Here is a 16,329-nt window from a genome sequence, read left to right on the forward strand (position 1 = left end):
GATTTGGGGGTCGGTTCAACTTAAACCTACCCAACTATCAAGTTGTGCCATCACAAAAAGCGATTGCCGAAGCGATTGAAGCCAGACGTGCCAGCAGAGAGCGAGCCGTTACCGCAAGACAATCAGCAAGCAGAAGTAGCACAGCAAGACAAACCAGAAATGACACGCCAAGACGTGGCAGTCAAGTGACCGCCAAGCCCGCTCAAAAAGCACTACCAAGAGCTCAAATGACCTTGGTAACACCCACTCAACAAGGCAGTGCCACAGGCACCAACAGCAAACCTACATCTAACACAACAGCAGGTGGTGGTAACTTGGCAGGCACCCTTAAAAATACACGTCAGCAAACTGCCAATAACGCCAAACGTGTCAATAGCCTAAACGAAGAGCTCTCATCCGCTGCCAGAAAAGTTCAGTTGCAAAACCAAAGGCTTGCCGAACTTGAAAATCGTCTAAAAAATCTCAAAGAGAAACAATAATTAACAAGGGTAATACCCACCAAGCCTATTCAAGCAGGCTTGTCAAATTGGAGTTATTATGGAAACCATTATTATTGCCATTGGTGCTGTTGTTGTAATTGGTATTGTGGCATTTTTTGTATTAAAAAAACTACAAGCCCAAAAATCAGAACTACCTGCCAGCCCACAAGCCCACTTGCCCACTCAGCAAGCTCCTGTGGCACCTGCACCCACGCCCACCGCTACCGATGAACTTGCCACGGCTGATGCTCACATTCGCAACCAAAATTACCAAGAAGCAATAGCTGAGCTCAAACGCGTGTTGATGACCAATCCCCGCCACAACGGTGCCATGCTAAAACTACTGCAAACTTATGGTGTTACCAAACAGTTTGCCGCCTTTAATCAACTTCATCAAAAAATTCACGAGATTGCCGATGGCGAGACCATTCGTGAAGCTGATTTTTGCAAATCTCTACTAGAAGAAGAGATGACCGGTGCGACAGCTCAAACACCTGCACCAATGCCACAGCCAACACCTACCCAAACTGCGGCTGCGGCTACTCCTGTTGCTGCAACAGTCGCCACACAAAACCAGACATCCACTGCCTTTGATAGCGGTCTTGACTTTGAGTTTGAAACACCTGAGCCTGCCCCCATGGCACCAGCTCCTACTCCTGCTGTCTCTAATGATGATGCTCATGGGCTTGATTTTGATTTTGATACATTGCAAAATCCAGCACCATCAACCAAACCTGCTGTTACTGACAATGATTTTGACCTAAGTTTTGATGTTCCGCCCCAAGAGCCACAGTCTACCGCCAAGCCCGCCTTGGAAGAGCCTACCTTAGATTTTGATGATTTTTCTTTTGATGAACCATCAAGCACACCACCAGCCAGCGAGCCAACCCTTGATTTTGATACGCTAGATGATGATTTCAACCAAAACTTGGGTGGCGATTTAGACACCGGTTTGGATGGTGGATTAGCTGGCGACTTATCGGCTGACTTTGACACCAAGCCTACAAGCACAGTTGCTCAGACAGCTCCAGCCCCAAGCTCCGATGAGTTAGATGCGTTTGATTTTAACTTTGATGCTCCTGCTCCTGCTCCTACACCAACCCCAAGTGCCAGTTCCGACAGTTCTGACGACTTAGGTTTTGACTTTGATTTGACACCTGAACCAGTTGCAACCCCAGTTGCCACTGCACCTGCTGATGATTTGGCACTTGACGAGTTTGATTTTGATGCCAACTTGTCATCCACCCCTGCACAACCTACCACGCCATCTCCTGCCCCAGCACCCCAAGCTGACGTATCAGACTTTGGCGACTTTGACTTGTCATTTGATACTCAAACCGCCCCAACAACACCTACGCCACAAGCAAATGCTGATGACGGATTGGGTTTTGACGGTCTTGATGCTGACTTTGGCTTGGTTGGCGAGCCTGAACCTACCATCAAACCAGCGCCCACACCTGCCACCCCTAGTGCTGACTTTGCTGATTTTGACCTAGGTTTGGACAGTACGCCAACGCCCGAGCCTACCCCTGCCGATACTAATGATGGCTTGGATTTCGGTAGTTTTGACCTAGGTTTGGACACGCAAACAACCCAACCTGCACCATCAAAACCAGTTGCACCAGTACAAGATGCCACACTGGCATTTGATGCCAACGAGCTGGCGTTTGATACAACACCTGCACCTGCCACCGAGACGAGTGACCTTGATTTTGGCGGTTTTGATTTTGCTGAAACACCAGCAGCCACCGCTCCAACAGCTACCCCAAGAGCCACACCACCTGCTCAGCCAGTAGCCACCGAATCCCCTGTGGCAAAACAACCCGCCCAAACAGCAGGGGTGCCATCTGAGCTGAGCTTTGTTGATAATCTGGATAATACAGGGGTAACACTCAATCTTGCCAAACAATATCTTGACCTTGGCGAGTACGACAGTGCCAAACGCCTGCTTGATGAAGTCATACAAACAGGCAGTGCCACTCAGCAACAAAACGCTCGTGAATTACTGGCTCAATTAGCATAAATCACAAACCTAGCAACATAATTTAGCAACACAATAAAGGCATGTCTTACGATGTGCCTTTTTGCTTTTTTATAAAAACCATGCTATGATTTGCCCAATCATTTTACATCTATTTTATCATGCCTTATCAATCAGACGACATCCATCTCATTTATGCTGGCGGTACTTTTGGCAGTCATGGCACGCCTTTGTCCCCCTTGCCTGCCCATGAGTTTTTACCTGTTTTACAAAATTTATTAAACAGCCGATTGGACAGCAGGCAAGTCATTTTGGATAATGACTGCATTAAAGACAGTAGCACCTTAACTCCTGCTGATTTTGCCCATTTTTATGAACTCATCCACACCGCCCATCAGCAAGGTGCCAAACGATTTGTACTGATAACAGGCACGGATACCCTAAGTTTTTTGGCAAGTTTTTTATTTCATGCCTTTACCAACAGCGACTTATCTTTGGTCATCACAGGAAGCATGAATCCACTGCTTGTGGCAGATAACCCCACTTATCACATAGATGATACCAGCGATGCTTGGCACAATCTATCAGATGCCATCAATGTCAGCCAAACCCGTCAAGGTGTGTTTGTGCAGTTTTGCCATCAAACTTTTTGGGCGGACAACACTCAAAAAATAGATAGTCTCAATCCCAATGCCTTTTATGGTACACGCGTTAGCCATCCAAGTCTGACATTCCCCACAATCCGCCCCGAGCCTTTTGACATCATCAAACATCACGCCAATACCGCCAACATCAAAAGCATTTTTTTATTGCCTAATGACACAAACCACATCGTCCAAGAGTTAGCCAATATCAATGATAACACCACTGCTGTCATCCTTATCGCCTATGGGGTAGGCAACTTACCCAAGAGCGACGCCATTATCGCCGAGCTTGACCGCCTGCATGGGCAAAACATTCCTGTGGTATGCACCACCATGTGTCCTTTTCATGGAGTGAGCACCACTTATGCCGCAGGGTCTTGGCAATATGCTCATCATGTATGGTCAGGGGGTAAATTGAGCATTCCTGCCATCTATGGGCGACTGTTGTGGTTGGCGGTAAATAACGCCCTATCTTCTGATAACTGGTGATTGGTGATGAACATGACAATCCACGCCATCGGCATTGAGTTTATTGGCACGCATTATAAAGGCTGGCAACGTCAGCAAGAAGTGGACAGCATTCAAGCCCGCCTTGAATACGCCATCTCCAAAGTCGCTAACGAACCTGTAGAAGTCATCGCCGCAGGTCGCACTGATGCAGGGGTGCATGCAGGTAATATGGTCGCTCATTTTGCCACCACCGCTCATCGCACGCCCCACCAGTGGCTTCGTGGCGTGAACACCCTATTGCCCGACGACATCGCCTTAACGTGGGTCACGCCCATGCCTGATGACTTTCATGCACGCTTTGGTGCCATCGCTCGCCGTTATCGTTATGTCACCCTAAACCAACCCTATCGCCCTGCCATCTTACGCCATCAAGTCACTCATTTTTATGAGCCACTTGATGTCGATGTCATGGTGCAAGCCAGCCAACTTCTGCTTGGCACACATGATTTTAGCAGTTTTCGCTCATCCATGTGCCAATCCAACAAACCCGTCCGAGACGTTCATCATATCCATCTATTTAAACATGGGGCGTATCTTGTGTTAGACATTCAGGCGGACGGCTTTTTGCACCACATGGTGCGTAACATCATGGGCATGCTTTTTGCGGTTGGCACAGGCAGGCTCCACATTGATGCCTTGCCTGCACTTATCGATGCCAAAGACCGCTCACTACTGCCACCCACGGCAGATGCGGACGGGCTGTATTTTATCAACGCTTATTATCTTGATAAATTCCAACAACGACTGCCAAAACAGCCTTTGACCCCGTTATGGCTTGGTTTATTAGAGTAATCCATTGCTATTTTATGCAATTTCCACTATAATATCGCTTTTCATTTTTAACTTATTTGACTTATGGCAAAAAAAGACGACATCATCGAGTTTGAAGGCGAAGTCATTGACACGCTACCAAACACCCTATTTAAAGTCCGCCTTGACAACGGACACGAAATCATCGCTCACATCTCAGGCAAGATGCGTAAACACTACATCCGCATTCTAACAGGCGATAAAGTCAAGGTTGAGATGACCCCTTACGATTTATCCAAAGGTCGCATTACTTATCGTGGCAAATAAACCCACCACGCTTGTCTTACATGGCTTGCACCAAACCAGTTTGATTGTTTATCCGCTTGCCAGATACATTCGGCGAGCGGGTTTTGTCGTGCATACACCCACCTATCACAGCTTACGCCAAGACGTCTCGGCACACGCCAAACGTCTAAATGACTACCTACTCATTCATCACAACCCCGACAAACCCATCAATCTCGTGGCTCACAGCCTGGGCGGATTGGTGATTCGGCAGTTTTTGCATGACTATCCCACATGGCAAGTTCATCGCTGTGTCTCCCTTGGCACGCCCCATCAAGGCAGTGTCTGTGCCACTTATGTCAAACGCACGCTGTCGCCCCTAGTGGGACAGTCCTATATCGGGGCGTTGGACGGCACTTGTCCGAGCGTGCCTAATGACGTGGAATTTGGCGTGATTGCAGGGGATAAGTCCCAAGGCTTAGGCTTGCTGTTTTTAAATTATCACAACCGCCACTACCGCACCCGACATGCCCATGACGGCACGGTATTTGTCCATGAGACCGAGCTACCATCTGCCACCGACAGTCTGATTTTGCCTGTCACTCACACGGGCATGCTAACCAGCTCTGCTGTTGCCAACCAAGTGGTACATTTTTTGGAATACGGTAAATTTAGACGGGCTTAGCTATCTAGGGCATGCCTACCATTGATAACATTTTTATAAAATAAGATGAAAATTTGACAATTTCAATCAATTTTTGCATGAAAAAATGGCTATCCGACCACTTAATTTAAAAAGTTAAGTTAAAATCTTAAAATTTACCCAGTTAAGTGGTCGGATTGTGGCTCGAAGTCAAAATCCTTGCTGATATTTCAATATCAACGGCGGACTTTTCCTTGAAAAACGTGCGATTTTTCTCATTTTTCATTGCAAATACCAAAGGCAGGCACGCCCTAGCCACGCCTGCTTTTGGCTTTTTAATTTACCTTTGTCGGTTGCAATTTTAAAAGCTGAGCCACGCCACGCCCCACTGCCTGCCCTGTGGCAAAACATGCCGTCAAAAGATAACCGCCTGTTGGGGCGTCAAAATCCAACATCTCACCACAGACAAAGACAGCAGGATTGGATTTAAGTTGCAATCCATCAGTTAATGCCGACCGTTTGACACCGCCACCTGTACTAATGGCTTCATCCATCGGGCGAAAACCATCAAACGCCATCGGCAAGCATTTGACAAAACCTGCCATGCGTTCGTGATTTATCCAGTCCGCTTTATGGGTGCATTCACGAATTAGGGCGATTTTAATGTTATCCAAGCCAATTTTTCGTAAAATGTTATTCAAAGATTGCTTTTTATTTTTGGCAAATGTCTTGGCGACGTCGTCAGGCGATTTGTCAGGCAATAAATCCAAATACACCCTTATCCCGTCATGACACGCACGCATGGCTTTGTTGTATTTATAAATCAGCCCACTCTCCATGCCATAATGAGTGATGATAATGTCGCCTTGGGAGACAGGCTCGCCATCTGTCCACAGACCCACCCTTTTTAACGGCTTACCAAAAAATTTATCCATATAAGGCGACCACGACCGCACCACCCCAACATTACTGGCATACAGTGGGGTCAGCTCATCATTAGACAGCCACGCCTGCCATGTGCCTGTCGCTCCCAATCGCCGATACGAACCGCCACCACACGCCAGCACGATGACATCAAACGTCTGCTCAAACTCCGTCCCATCATGGGCGAATCGCACGGCATTACCATCCACGCCCAAGCACTCATGGCGATAAAAAATCTGCACACCCCTTGCCGTCAAGCGACGTAACCACGCCCTTAGAAATACCGACGCTTTCATTTGCACAGGAAAAATCCGCCCACTTGACCCGACATAGGTGTCAATACCCAGCCCAGCGAGCCAATCCACCACCCACGCATTATCACAGACTTGCAAAAAAGGTGTCAGCCAGTCGGGCGGAGTGTAACGCCCCACAAAAGCCGTCATCGGCTCGGCATGGCTGATATTTAGCCCTGTCTTGCCTGCCCATAGGATTTTGCGACCTGCACTTGGCATTTGCTCATAGACACAAATGTCCACATCATAAGCGGACAAATGCTCTGCGACCATGAGACCACTCGCCCCTGCCCCAATGACGGCAATCTTAGGCTTCATCGCTTGGCGACCATGATAAATGTAGGGGCAATGTCTCATCAAAACGGGTGTGATAACCGCTCGGCTTGGTAATGATAAGCTCTTGGCAAAGCTCGCCCCGTGCCAAATATTTAATCTCAAAATGCGTGCGTGCCGACGTCGGCTCTATCTGCCTTTTGGCATATGGCAGTTGCCACACATCAGTAAGCAGTCGCTCAGCTTCATCGATATAGTCGCCAATGTTACTTGCCAAAATAATCTGCCCACCATCTGCCATCTTGGACAGCAACAGCTCAAAAAATGGCATGTTTAAAAAACGCTGGTTTTTGTTTTTGGGTTCGGGATTGGGGTATAAGATAAAGCAGGTTTGGAGTTGTTTGGGATACACCGCAAAGGCTGTCCACGCAATGGCGTCAGCGTGAATGGCGGTGAGATTGGGCGGATTTGCCATGCCTGCTTGCTTATCAAACGCCCCAAACTTTATGGTAGTGCGTTCTATGGCATACAGGTGCTTATCAGGGTTTTGACTGGCAAATAACAAGGCATGTTTGCCTTTGCCTGCTCCGATTTCAAGGCAAATGGGTGTGTCAGCAATGGGGTAAAAATCCCTGGGCGGACGCAAACTGGCTAAATGAAACACTCGGGGGAAATGATGAGATAACGGATTGGATGGCATAGAAATGATGAATTTAAAAAATGATAGAAAATGACAGTTTTTATATATAATACTGTTTTAAAGACAAGATATTGATTTTACACAAGAATATATTTTATCCTGTTATGCTCTTTCTAAAGTAACCAACAGCGGAAATTCAGCTTCTTCGGCATACTCCTGTACGATGGCGATTTTCATCTCGCCAATCTCTTTGGGTAAGGTCGCCACAATCGCCTGCCCTGTCCGATGAATATCCATCATCAAAGAGACGGCTTTATCCATGCCATGAGCAAAGACTTCAACGAGCACAAACACCACAAAATCCATCGTGGTGAAGTTATCATTATGCATGACCACATGGAACAACGGCACTTCTGCTTGTTCTGGTGCTTGTTCTGGCTTGGTCACTACATCACTTTGACTGTCAATATCAGATTCATGTTGGCTCATACCACACCTTTGCTTTTATTTTTATTCGCCTGTGCCGACAGGACGCTCACTCACGCCATTATCTTCTTTTTGAGCAACGACTTCACCCACTTGCCAGTTGTAGAGCTGTTCAACACGTTCGCCACCTGCATTGATTTCTAGCTTGATTTGCTTAGGCACAAAATCCTTGGGCATGACAAACCGCCCACGAATCCGCTCCACATCTTTAATCTCATAGATGGCAGGTTTTAAAGGGATTTGCACCATGCTGGTGGCGTTTAGCAAGGTCATCTTGGGTGCCATGTTCATGGTCGAACCTGATGACGCTATCATCGCCACATCAAAACGGTACTCATAGGTGTTATCAGGCAACGCCAAAATCTCACTGCCCAATATTTCAAGGGGAATGCCACCATCTTTGGCAAGTTTTTTCTTAAACAGCTCATTGACCTGAGCCAGTTGCAGGTTTTTTGTGGTCAGTTCTTCATTTTGTTCACGCAACGTTTCTAGGTTTGACAAACTAATATCACGTTCTTTGACCGCTGAGTCAAGCTGTTGTTTTAGCTTGGCTTCATTGACCGTCATGCCTTGTAATGGGTCTTCACCACCATCTTGGGCTTGGGCAGTTTGCAAGGTCGCCCCTTTTCTAAGCCCCTGCTTGTGTCCAATTTTATAGCCAAAAACTGCCATGACCATCGCCACCAACGCCAAAGCGATGACAAACAGCACCAAAATCTGCTGTGCCGAACCACGCTGATGAGAAATGCCTTGCTGGCGGGACTTACGATTTAAAGAATTCATGACAAAATCAAACCACACAAAATGAACAGTAAGGAAACGTGTCTATTTACACGTAAAAGTAGGGCGTGCCTGCCTTTTGTATTTGCAATGAAAAATGAGAAAAATCGCCCGTTTTTCAAGGAAAAAGTGAAGTTTGATAGTTATTCTATCAAACAAGCTTTTGACGATGAAAAACAATCCGACCACTTAATCAGGTAAATTTTAAGATTTTCACTTAATTTTTTTAAATTAAGTGGTCGGATAGCCATTTTTCATGCAAAAACATTATTTTATTTCTAAAATTAAAGGTTCAACACGCCCTACATTATTATACCAAAAAATCAACAAACGTTACGCCCTAATTTTTACCAATTTATCCTTTAAAATACCAAAATCATTTATTTATAAAATTAATCATAAATTGTTATCAGCTACCCACAAATGTGCATTGACGTTTTTATCGGTTTGCGGTATTGTAAGCGACGGTAAATTTTGGTTGGTTTTTTAAATGCCATCATTTATTAACTTTATTTGTTATGCAATAAAATATTCTGATAAAGCAATCTAGGAGATTGTTTATGTTGTGGTTTTTCTTTTGTGTCGCCGTGTTGGTGGCAGGCTATTTTGTATATGGCAAGATGATTGAAAAAATCTTTGTCATCAATCCCAACAAAAACACCCCTGCCTACACCATGACAGACGGCGTGGACTACATCCCCATGTCCAAAAAACGCATTTGGCTCATCCAACTGCTTAACATCGCAGGCACAGGCCCAATTTTTGGTCCAATCTTGGGGGCGTTGTATGGTCCTGTGGCAATGCTATGGATTGTGTTTGGCTGTATCTTTGCAGGGGCGGTACACGACTACATGTGTGGTATGCTCTCGGTGCGAAATGGCGGGGCAAGTATGCCGTATCTGACGGGCAAATATCTGGGGCAACCTGTCAAGCATTTTATTAACTTACTTGCCGTTGTCCTGCTCGTGCTTGTTGGTGTGGTCTTTGTGGCAAGTCCTGCCCAACTTCTTAGCTCCATCACCATGGATACTTTTGGCACCGCTGCCACAGGGGCGATTAATGTCAATAATGCCGAGAGCGTTGCTGTTGCCACCGAAACGGTCAAAAATACCGTGTTTGGCATGGAAAAAAGCACCATCGTGGTGTTGTGGACAGCCCTGATTTTTATTTATTATATCATCGCCACATTACTACCCATTGACAAAATCATCGGTCGGGTTTATCCATTTTTTGGTGGATTATTGCTATTCATGTCGCTTGGCATGACTTATGGTTTGCTAAAAAGTGAATTTAGTAGTGGTGGCGGTTATTTCTTTAATAGCATGGGCGGTTTGACGGTTGAGAGTTTCTTTATGAACTTACAACCCAAAGGCGACTTGCCCATTTGGCCCTTGCTATTTTTGACCATTACCTGTGGTGCATTGTCAGGCTTTCACGCCACCCAGACCCCGCTCATGGCTCGCTGTGCCGAGAACGAGTCCGAAGGTCGCTTTATCTTTTATGGAGCAATGATTACCGAAGGGATTATTGCTCTCATCTGGTGTGCGGTTGGTATGTCATTCTATCCTGATTTGGTAAGCCTACAAGGTGCCATTGCTGACGGTTCGCCTTCCAAGGTCGTCTATGACAGCTCCATTGCCTATCTTGGCACCATCGGCGGCATCTTTGCAGTGCTTGGCGTGGTCATCCTACCCATCACATCAGGTGATACAGCGTTTCGTGCAGCACGGCTTATCATTGCCGAGTTTCTAACCATGGAACAACGCACGCTAATGAAACGCTTGTGGATTGCCATTCCACTATTTGTCATCGGCTTTATCGTCTCAAAAGTGGACTTTCAAATCCTATGGCGGTATTTTAGCTGGGCAAACCAAACGGTGGCGGTCGTCATGCTGTGGACGGCGGCAGGTTATCTGTACCGTTATCGTAAGTTCCACTGGGTTTGCACATTGCCTGCCATCTTTATGAGTGCGGCGTGTTATACGTTTTTGGCGTACAACAAAATCGGCTTTGGGCTTGATTATACGCTGTCGGTGTGGATTGGCATTGGGCTTACGGCACTGACCACAGGGGCGTTCTTTATGTTTGTCAAACGTGAAAGCGTGGCAGGCGACCCCGATGCGGTGGTGGTAGAAGAAAAAATCACTTCCACAGCGATAAAGATTTGATTTAACACATAAAAACCACGTCCTAGGGCGTGGTTTTTATTTTAACAAAAATTAAATACAATAGATTTCTTGCGATACTAGGCTTTCCGTTCACCCTGAGCCTGTCGAAGGGTAACGAAAACCGTTATGGGCAGGCATAGCTCACCACGAACGGTTTTCTTTAATTCGGGGTTTCGCAAGAAGTCTAATTTGTACTACAAAGGCAGGTACGCCTTAATTTAACACTCTTTGCTCTGTCACCACCTTTAACCGCTCGCCTTCAAATAACTCCATCTCAGGGGCGAGTGTCACCATAAATCTATCAAAATACAACAGCTGTTTGGTTAATAACGCGAAATCCCTAGGAAAATGCACGCCATAACGCTTGCCAATCTCCACAAGTTCTAGCATGAGCAGATTAAGGTTATCCGTCTCTTGGGGCGAGCCATGCACCTTGTCCATCATCGCTTTTAGGTCGTCTGCCAATTGCCCTACTTTGATTTTGTCATGGCTGTGGGTCATGCCAATATCAACCATCGCCTGTGCCATGCCATGATAATCGTTAAGCTGTAAAGACTGCACCAGTGAGAAACACGCCTGCAAACTGCTCGGTTTAATCTGCCCCATCAGCCCAAAATCCAAAAAGGCAATCCGTCCATCGGTTAGATACATGAGATTGCCCGCGTGCAAATCGGCATGGAACTCACCCGTCATCATCAGCGACAAAAACCACGTATCTAGCACGTCCGCCATCACTTTTTGGGGCGTGGTGCGGTTGCTTTGAGCGATGTCGCTAAGCAAGCTCTCATCAACAAGCGACTTACCAACCAGTAAATCCATGACCAACACACGCTTGGTTGATAGGTTGTGATGGACTTTGGGGGCGGTGATGTGCTGACTGTCTGTTTTATCTAAAAATTCACGAAACTTATCAATATGGCAAGCTTCCGCCAAAAAATCAGTCTCAGCAGTCATGCGAGTGCGAATCTCATCGATAATGGGGGCGAGATTGGCAGTTTTCATCATTGGCAAGACCCGCTCCATCGCCCAAAACGCCCCATGTAACACCCCTAAGTCGGTCTGCATAATCGCCCCAACATCAGGCTTTTGGATTTTTAGGGCGACCTGCCGTCCATCTTTTAGGGTTGCCTTATGCACCTGTGCGATACTCGCTGACGCCAGTGGCACAGGGTCAATGGACGCAAAAATATCATCAAGCCCACGCCCATCATCGGTCAGCTCCTCGGTCAGCACTGCTTGCATTTTGGCAAATGGCACAGGCGGTGTGGCATCCAAACAGTCAGCAAAAGCAAGCACATACTCACGGGGAAACAGTGATGGGGTGCTGGCGATGAACTGTCCAAGCTTGATATAAGTCACGCCCATCTGCATAAAGGCATCTTTTAATAGATAAGCGTCCATCTGCTCGCCCTTGGCAACACGCAAGGCAGATAGCCCTGCCACGCTGGCACTTTTATGTAGGCGACCTAGGACATTCGCCCCTGTATTTAGGGATTTTTTGGCAAATTGCAATGGTGATGTTTTCATGGTTTTATCGTCTAAGAGTGGTACGGCTAGGCGTGGCACAGTGGGCAGTGTTTATTGGTGGCAAATCGCATTTTTTGTAAAGTCATGGTTCTGCCCTGCCATAATAACAGCTCGTGAGCGATGGGGTTATGCCCCCGTCCGAGATAATCTAGAGCAATCTGTGCCGACATCGAGCCGATGATACTCACGGTACTAGACAAGACCCCTGATGTGGCACAGTTTTGGGTGATACTACTGTTACTGTCTTTGTCCTGCCCAAACAAACACTCATAACAGCCCGTCTGTTTATCAAACAACGCAATCTGCCCCACTTCGCCAATGGCGGAGTTGGATAACAAGGGCAAACCGAGCGTTCGGCAGGTTTGGTTAATCAAATAACGACTGGTAAAATTATCCGTGCAATCAATCACCAAATCCGCACCACTATCCCCAATTATCGCTGTAATGTTATCTTCATTTAGCTGCACGTCCTGATGGGTAATGTTAATAAACTCATTATGCATCGCCAATGCACGGCTTGCCACCGCTACCTTGAGCTGACCGATGTCCAACTCTCTAAACAACGTTTGGCGTTGCAAATTACTACGGCTCACCACATCAAAATCAATCAAATGCATACTCCCTACGCCTGCCCGTGCCAAAATCTGCGAGACAGGACAGCCCAGACCGCCCACGCCCACAATCAGCACACGGCTATTTTTTAGGCGTAGCTGTGCATCCATGTCCCAGTCATTTAGCAAAATCTGACGAGCATACCGCATAAGTTCATTGTCACTAAGCTCGTTGGCAGTTATTTTTTTATCATTATCACTCATCACAAACCCCCATCGTGATTCTGTCATTGCCACCATAGTCTTTGACGGTGCGAACGTCTTTAAAACCTGCTTTGGCAAAAAGTTCCTGCACGCTCGCCCCTTGGTCGTAACCATGTTCTAAGGCTAATACGCCACTAGGCATGAGATACGCCGCACTACCCTTAATGATTTTTTCAATATCGGATAAGCCGTGATTGTCCGCCACCAATGCCGTGATAGGCTCCGCCACCAACTGTGCCAAATGCTCATCGGTGCGTGCGATATAGGGCGGATTGGAGACGATGACGTCAAAGCTCTGTGCGGGGATATTTTCATACCAATTTGATTGGATGAATTGGCAATTTAACACTTGCAAATCTTGTGCATTTCGCCGAGCAACGTCTAAGGCATGATGGAAATAATCCACCGCCAGCACCGCACTAGACGGCAACGCCTTTGCTATGCTCAGAGCAATGCACCCCGAGCCTGTCCCCAAATCCAATATCCGAGCCTGCCCCAAATCCTTATCGGTCGCCACATCAAGCACCGCCTGCACCAGCATCTCTGTATCGGGGCGTGGGATAAGCGTGTGTTCATTAACCACAAACTCATGCCCAAAAAAGCCTTGCCTGCCGATGACATACGCAAGCGGTACGCCCGAGCATAGCTTTGCCATACCACCTTCAAGCCTATCATATTCATCAGCGGTCAGCAGATAATCATCATGGGTGATTAAAAAGGCTTTGTCTTTGTTTAGCACAAATAACAGCAACGACTCAAACCAATGATAAGGCAGATGTGCGTGCGATAGCTTGCGAAATTGGGCTTTTAAGGCATTGATGGTGTGCATGTCATTCTTTGTCAAGTACAGACTCGTCCAGCGAGATGTGTTTATTTACCAAATGAATCAAATATAAAATCGGCAGTCCAATCACAAATGTAATGGCAAAAAACGTGGGATAATCGGTCGCATCCACAATCGCCCCCGAATAACCGCCCAAGATTTTTGGCGATAGGGTCATGAGTGATGAAAACAGGGCATACTGCACCGCCGTGAAGCGAATGGATGTCAGTGCCGACAAAAAGGCGATGAATACCGCACTTGCCAAGCCTGCCGCTAGGTTATCGGTAATCACCGCAAAATACATGACCAGAATGGTTGGTATATTGGCAAGGATGATAAATAACAGGTTCGTGGCACACGCCAGTATCGCCCCCACCATCATCGCTCGCATGACCCCCATCTGCTGAGCCACCCAGCCCCCAACAAAGCCACCGCCAATACTGGCAATCACGCCCACCACTTTGACCGCATTGGCGATTTGAATTTTAGTAAAGCCCAAATCTTGATAAAATAGGTTGGAGATGTTCCCTGCCACGATGTCCGAGATACGATACAAGCCAATGAGTGCCAACAGTAGCATCGCCTTTTTGCCATAACGGGCAAAAAAATCGGTAATAGGGGCAACCCATGTCGCCTGTGCCACTTCTTGTTTGACCACGCCTGCCTGCACCAAGCCATAACCAACCACCCCCATGGCGATTGCACTGCTGATAAACTGCACACAGCCCAACAAAAAAGCAATATCCACACTCTCTGACTCTGGCAATACCCCACCCATCGTCCGATACATCATGATAAAAGCCACCACCGAGAGTGCGAACACCACGCACAGTCTTGCGTAGTCCGTGGTTTGAGTAACCACAGGTTTGACCTGACGAATAGGCTCACGAATCAGTAGTGTGGTCGCCACACTACTGAGCATGACACACGCCATAATAAGATAGGTTTTTTGCCATGCCACATACTGATACATACCTTCTTTGGAGCCAAACAGCTCCGCCAAATACAACGCCCCTGCCCCCGAGATAATCATGCCAATGCGATAGCCTGCCACATAACTTGCCGACAGTGCCGTTTGCATCTCACTGGGGGCAGACTCGATACGATAGGCATCTATCACGATGTCTTGGGTCGCCGCCGAAAAGCCGAGCAACACCGCCCCCACCGCCATCACGGACGGGGCAACCTGAGCGGGGTCAGTCATCGCCATCATAATAATGGCAGTAATGATAAACACCTGACATAGTAGTAGCCACGAACGGCGATGACCGAGCATTTTACCAAGCACAGGCAAGGGCAAAGCATCCACCAATGGCGACCAAATAAACTTAAACGAATAACCCAACGCCGCCCAGCTAAACATCGTCACCGTACTGCGGTCAATGCCTGCCTCTCTTAGCCACAAGCCCAAACTAGAAAAAATCAGCAAAATAGGCACGCCTGCGGCAAAACCCAAAAATAGCATGGATAAAGCTTGACGATTAAAATAAGCCGTCTTAAATGCCGAAAAATCAAATTGTTGTATCATTGTATTATATGAGTGCAAAAATCATTTGCCATTTTAGACTATTTTTGGTTATTTTACAAAAAGTTATTGTGATATTTTTAAAATCAGACATGTCCATGCTCACATGTCCACCCCACACATCAAGTCAAATACACCCACCGATAGAAACTATGCCATCTAAATTGCAATATCCACATAAGATACGTTTGGTGAACAAATCAACCATTTAACCTTTTAAAGTTACCGCCAGTCTTAACATATTGCCATTTTATTATAATTATGACAAAATAAAAATCCCTTTTAGCACATCAATCCATCATGAAACTTTTTAGCGTTGCCATTAGACAAGAAGATGATACTTTTTATGCTCAAGTACCTGATTTACCAGAAATTCACGTAATTGGCGACAGCATCGCCGATACGATTGATAAAGTACGTTCTACCTTGATTGGGCATTTACAAAAACTGGCAGATGATGGCAGTGATCTGCCCCAACCTGAGAACATCACCAATCATCTAACCAACCCCAAATTTGCAGGGCAAACATGGGCAATGATTAGCTTAAATTCCATGCTCTTTAACAGCAAGCAAAAATCCTTTAACCTGCACTTGCCCCGTGCCTTACTTACCCAAATCCAAACACAAATCGGCTATGACGAACACGACATTGAAGCCTTTATTTTAAAAGCCATAGAGCATGAACTTGCCAATGCTTAGCGGATAATCACCATCTTTGCATCACAAATGCCGATATTCCCAATCGGCATTTGTTTTTTCTTTTTGGGTATTTTCTTTTTTGGT

The 16,329-nt window shown here is 46.5% G+C and carries 15 protein-coding genes and 1 pseudogene; 8 read left to right on the plus strand and 8 right to left on the minus strand.

The window, feature by feature from the left end; all coding sequences use genetic code 11:
• From B5J94_RS14065 to B5J94_RS04350, 6 genes and pseudogenes are all read left to right on the plus strand, one after another.
• Positions 1 to 479: pseudogene (locus tag B5J94_RS14065) on the plus strand (hypothetical protein); the annotation flags it as partial.
• Positions 480 to 537: 58 nt separating this feature from the next.
• On the plus strand, positions 538 to 2,502 hold the full coding sequence (locus B5J94_RS04330; RefSeq protein ID WP_062500944.1) for a FimV/HubP family polar landmark protein: 1,965 nt from the start codon (positions 538 to 540) through the stop codon (positions 2,500 to 2,502).
• Positions 2,503 to 2,621: 119 nt separating this feature from the next.
• Entirely contained in the window at positions 2,622 to 3,593 is a 972-nt protein-coding gene (locus B5J94_RS04335; RefSeq protein ID WP_228144523.1) for an asparaginase domain-containing protein, read from the plus strand.
• Between the two features lie 6 nt (positions 3,594 to 3,599).
• Positions 3,600 to 4,406, plus strand: coding sequence for a tRNA pseudouridine(38-40) synthase TruA (gene truA / locus B5J94_RS04340; RefSeq protein WP_373280035.1), 807 nt, complete (start codon positions 3,600 to 3,602; stop codon positions 4,404 to 4,406).
• A 63-nt stretch (positions 4,407 to 4,469) separates the two neighbouring features.
• Positions 4,470 to 4,691 carry a translation initiation factor IF-1 gene (infA, locus tag B5J94_RS04345; protein ID WP_029102801.1) on the plus strand — a complete coding sequence of 74 codons (222 nt, stop codon included), beginning with the start codon at positions 4,470 to 4,472 and terminating at the stop codon, positions 4,689 to 4,691.
• Positions 4,681 to 5,334, plus strand: coding sequence for an alpha/beta fold hydrolase (locus tag B5J94_RS04350; RefSeq protein WP_062500950.1), 654 nt, complete (start codon positions 4,681 to 4,683; stop codon positions 5,332 to 5,334). Before infA ends, B5J94_RS04350 begins: the two co-directional genes overlap by 11 nt.
• Before the next feature lie 293 nt (positions 5,335 to 5,627).
• On the opposite strand, the gene B5J94_RS04355 is transcribed toward B5J94_RS04350, so the two are convergent.
• The 4 genes from B5J94_RS04355 to B5J94_RS04370 all read right to left on the minus strand — a co-directional run bounded on the left by B5J94_RS04355 (position 5,628) and on the right by B5J94_RS04370 (position 8,691).
• Positions 5,628 to 6,827, minus strand: coding sequence for a TIGR03862 family flavoprotein (locus tag B5J94_RS04355; RefSeq protein ID WP_062501407.1), 1,200 nt, complete (start codon positions 6,825 to 6,827; stop codon positions 5,628 to 5,630).
• A complete protein-coding gene (locus B5J94_RS04360; RefSeq protein ID WP_062501405.1) occupies positions 6,817 to 7,482 on the minus strand; it encodes a class I SAM-dependent methyltransferase in 666 nt (221 codons plus the stop codon). The genes B5J94_RS04355 and B5J94_RS04360 overlap by 11 nt, the downstream gene beginning before the upstream one ends.
• Positions 7,483 to 7,584: 102 nt before the next feature.
• A complete protein-coding gene (locus tag B5J94_RS04365) occupies positions 7,585 to 7,911 on the minus strand; it encodes an ATP-dependent Clp protease adaptor ClpS (protein ID WP_062501401.1) in 327 nt (108 codons plus the stop codon).
• Positions 7,912 to 7,932: 21 nt separating this feature from the next.
• Entirely contained in the window at positions 7,933 to 8,691 is a 759-nt protein-coding gene (locus B5J94_RS04370) for a coiled-coil domain-containing protein (protein WP_062501398.1), read from the minus strand.
• 557 nt (positions 8,692 to 9,248) lie between these two features.
• Here B5J94_RS04370 and B5J94_RS04380 point away from each other — a divergent pair.
• Positions 9,249 to 10,856, plus strand: a complete 1,608-nt coding sequence (locus tag B5J94_RS04380) for a carbon starvation CstA family protein (protein WP_062499091.1) — start codon at positions 9,249 to 9,251, stop codon at positions 10,854 to 10,856.
• A 213-nt stretch (positions 10,857 to 11,069) separates the two neighbouring features.
• On the opposite strand, the gene B5J94_RS04385 is transcribed toward B5J94_RS04380, so the two are convergent.
• The 4 genes from B5J94_RS04385 to B5J94_RS04400 are packed head-to-tail and all read right to left on the minus strand — an operon-like array spanning position 11,070 to position 15,549.
• Positions 11,070 to 12,383: an ABC1 kinase family protein gene (locus B5J94_RS04385; RefSeq protein WP_062499090.1), complete on the minus strand. Its 1,314-nt coding sequence runs from the start codon at positions 12,381 to 12,383 to the stop codon at positions 11,070 to 11,072.
• A 26-nt stretch (positions 12,384 to 12,409) separates the two neighbouring features.
• A complete protein-coding gene (locus B5J94_RS04390; RefSeq protein WP_409455090.1) occupies positions 12,410 to 13,225 on the minus strand; it encodes a HesA/MoeB/ThiF family protein in 816 nt (271 codons plus the stop codon).
• The gene (gene prmC, locus B5J94_RS04395; RefSeq protein WP_062499088.1) at positions 13,191 to 14,027 is read right to left on the minus strand and encodes a peptide chain release factor N(5)-glutamine methyltransferase; all 837 of its coding nucleotides are present in this window, start codon (positions 14,025 to 14,027) and stop codon (positions 13,191 to 13,193) included. The genes B5J94_RS04390 and prmC overlap by 35 nt, the downstream gene beginning before the upstream one ends.
• A gap of 1 nt (position 14,028) precedes the next feature.
• Positions 14,029 to 15,549, minus strand: a complete 1,521-nt coding sequence (locus B5J94_RS04400; RefSeq protein ID WP_062499087.1) for an AmpG family muropeptide MFS transporter — start codon at positions 15,547 to 15,549, stop codon at positions 14,029 to 14,031.
• 297 nt (positions 15,550 to 15,846) lie between these two features.
• Between B5J94_RS04400 and B5J94_RS04405 the strand changes: the two genes are divergently transcribed.
• Complete coding sequence (locus tag B5J94_RS04405) at positions 15,847 to 16,245, plus strand: type II toxin-antitoxin system HicB family antitoxin (RefSeq protein WP_062499086.1); 399 nt, start codon at positions 15,847 to 15,849, stop codon at positions 16,243 to 16,245.
• The last annotated feature ends 84 nt before the right edge of the window (positions 16,246 to 16,329 follow it).

Source organism: Moraxella lacunata, from assembly GCF_002027545.1.
Classification (GTDB): domain Bacteria; phylum Pseudomonadota; class Gammaproteobacteria; order Pseudomonadales; family Moraxellaceae; genus Moraxella; species Moraxella lacunata.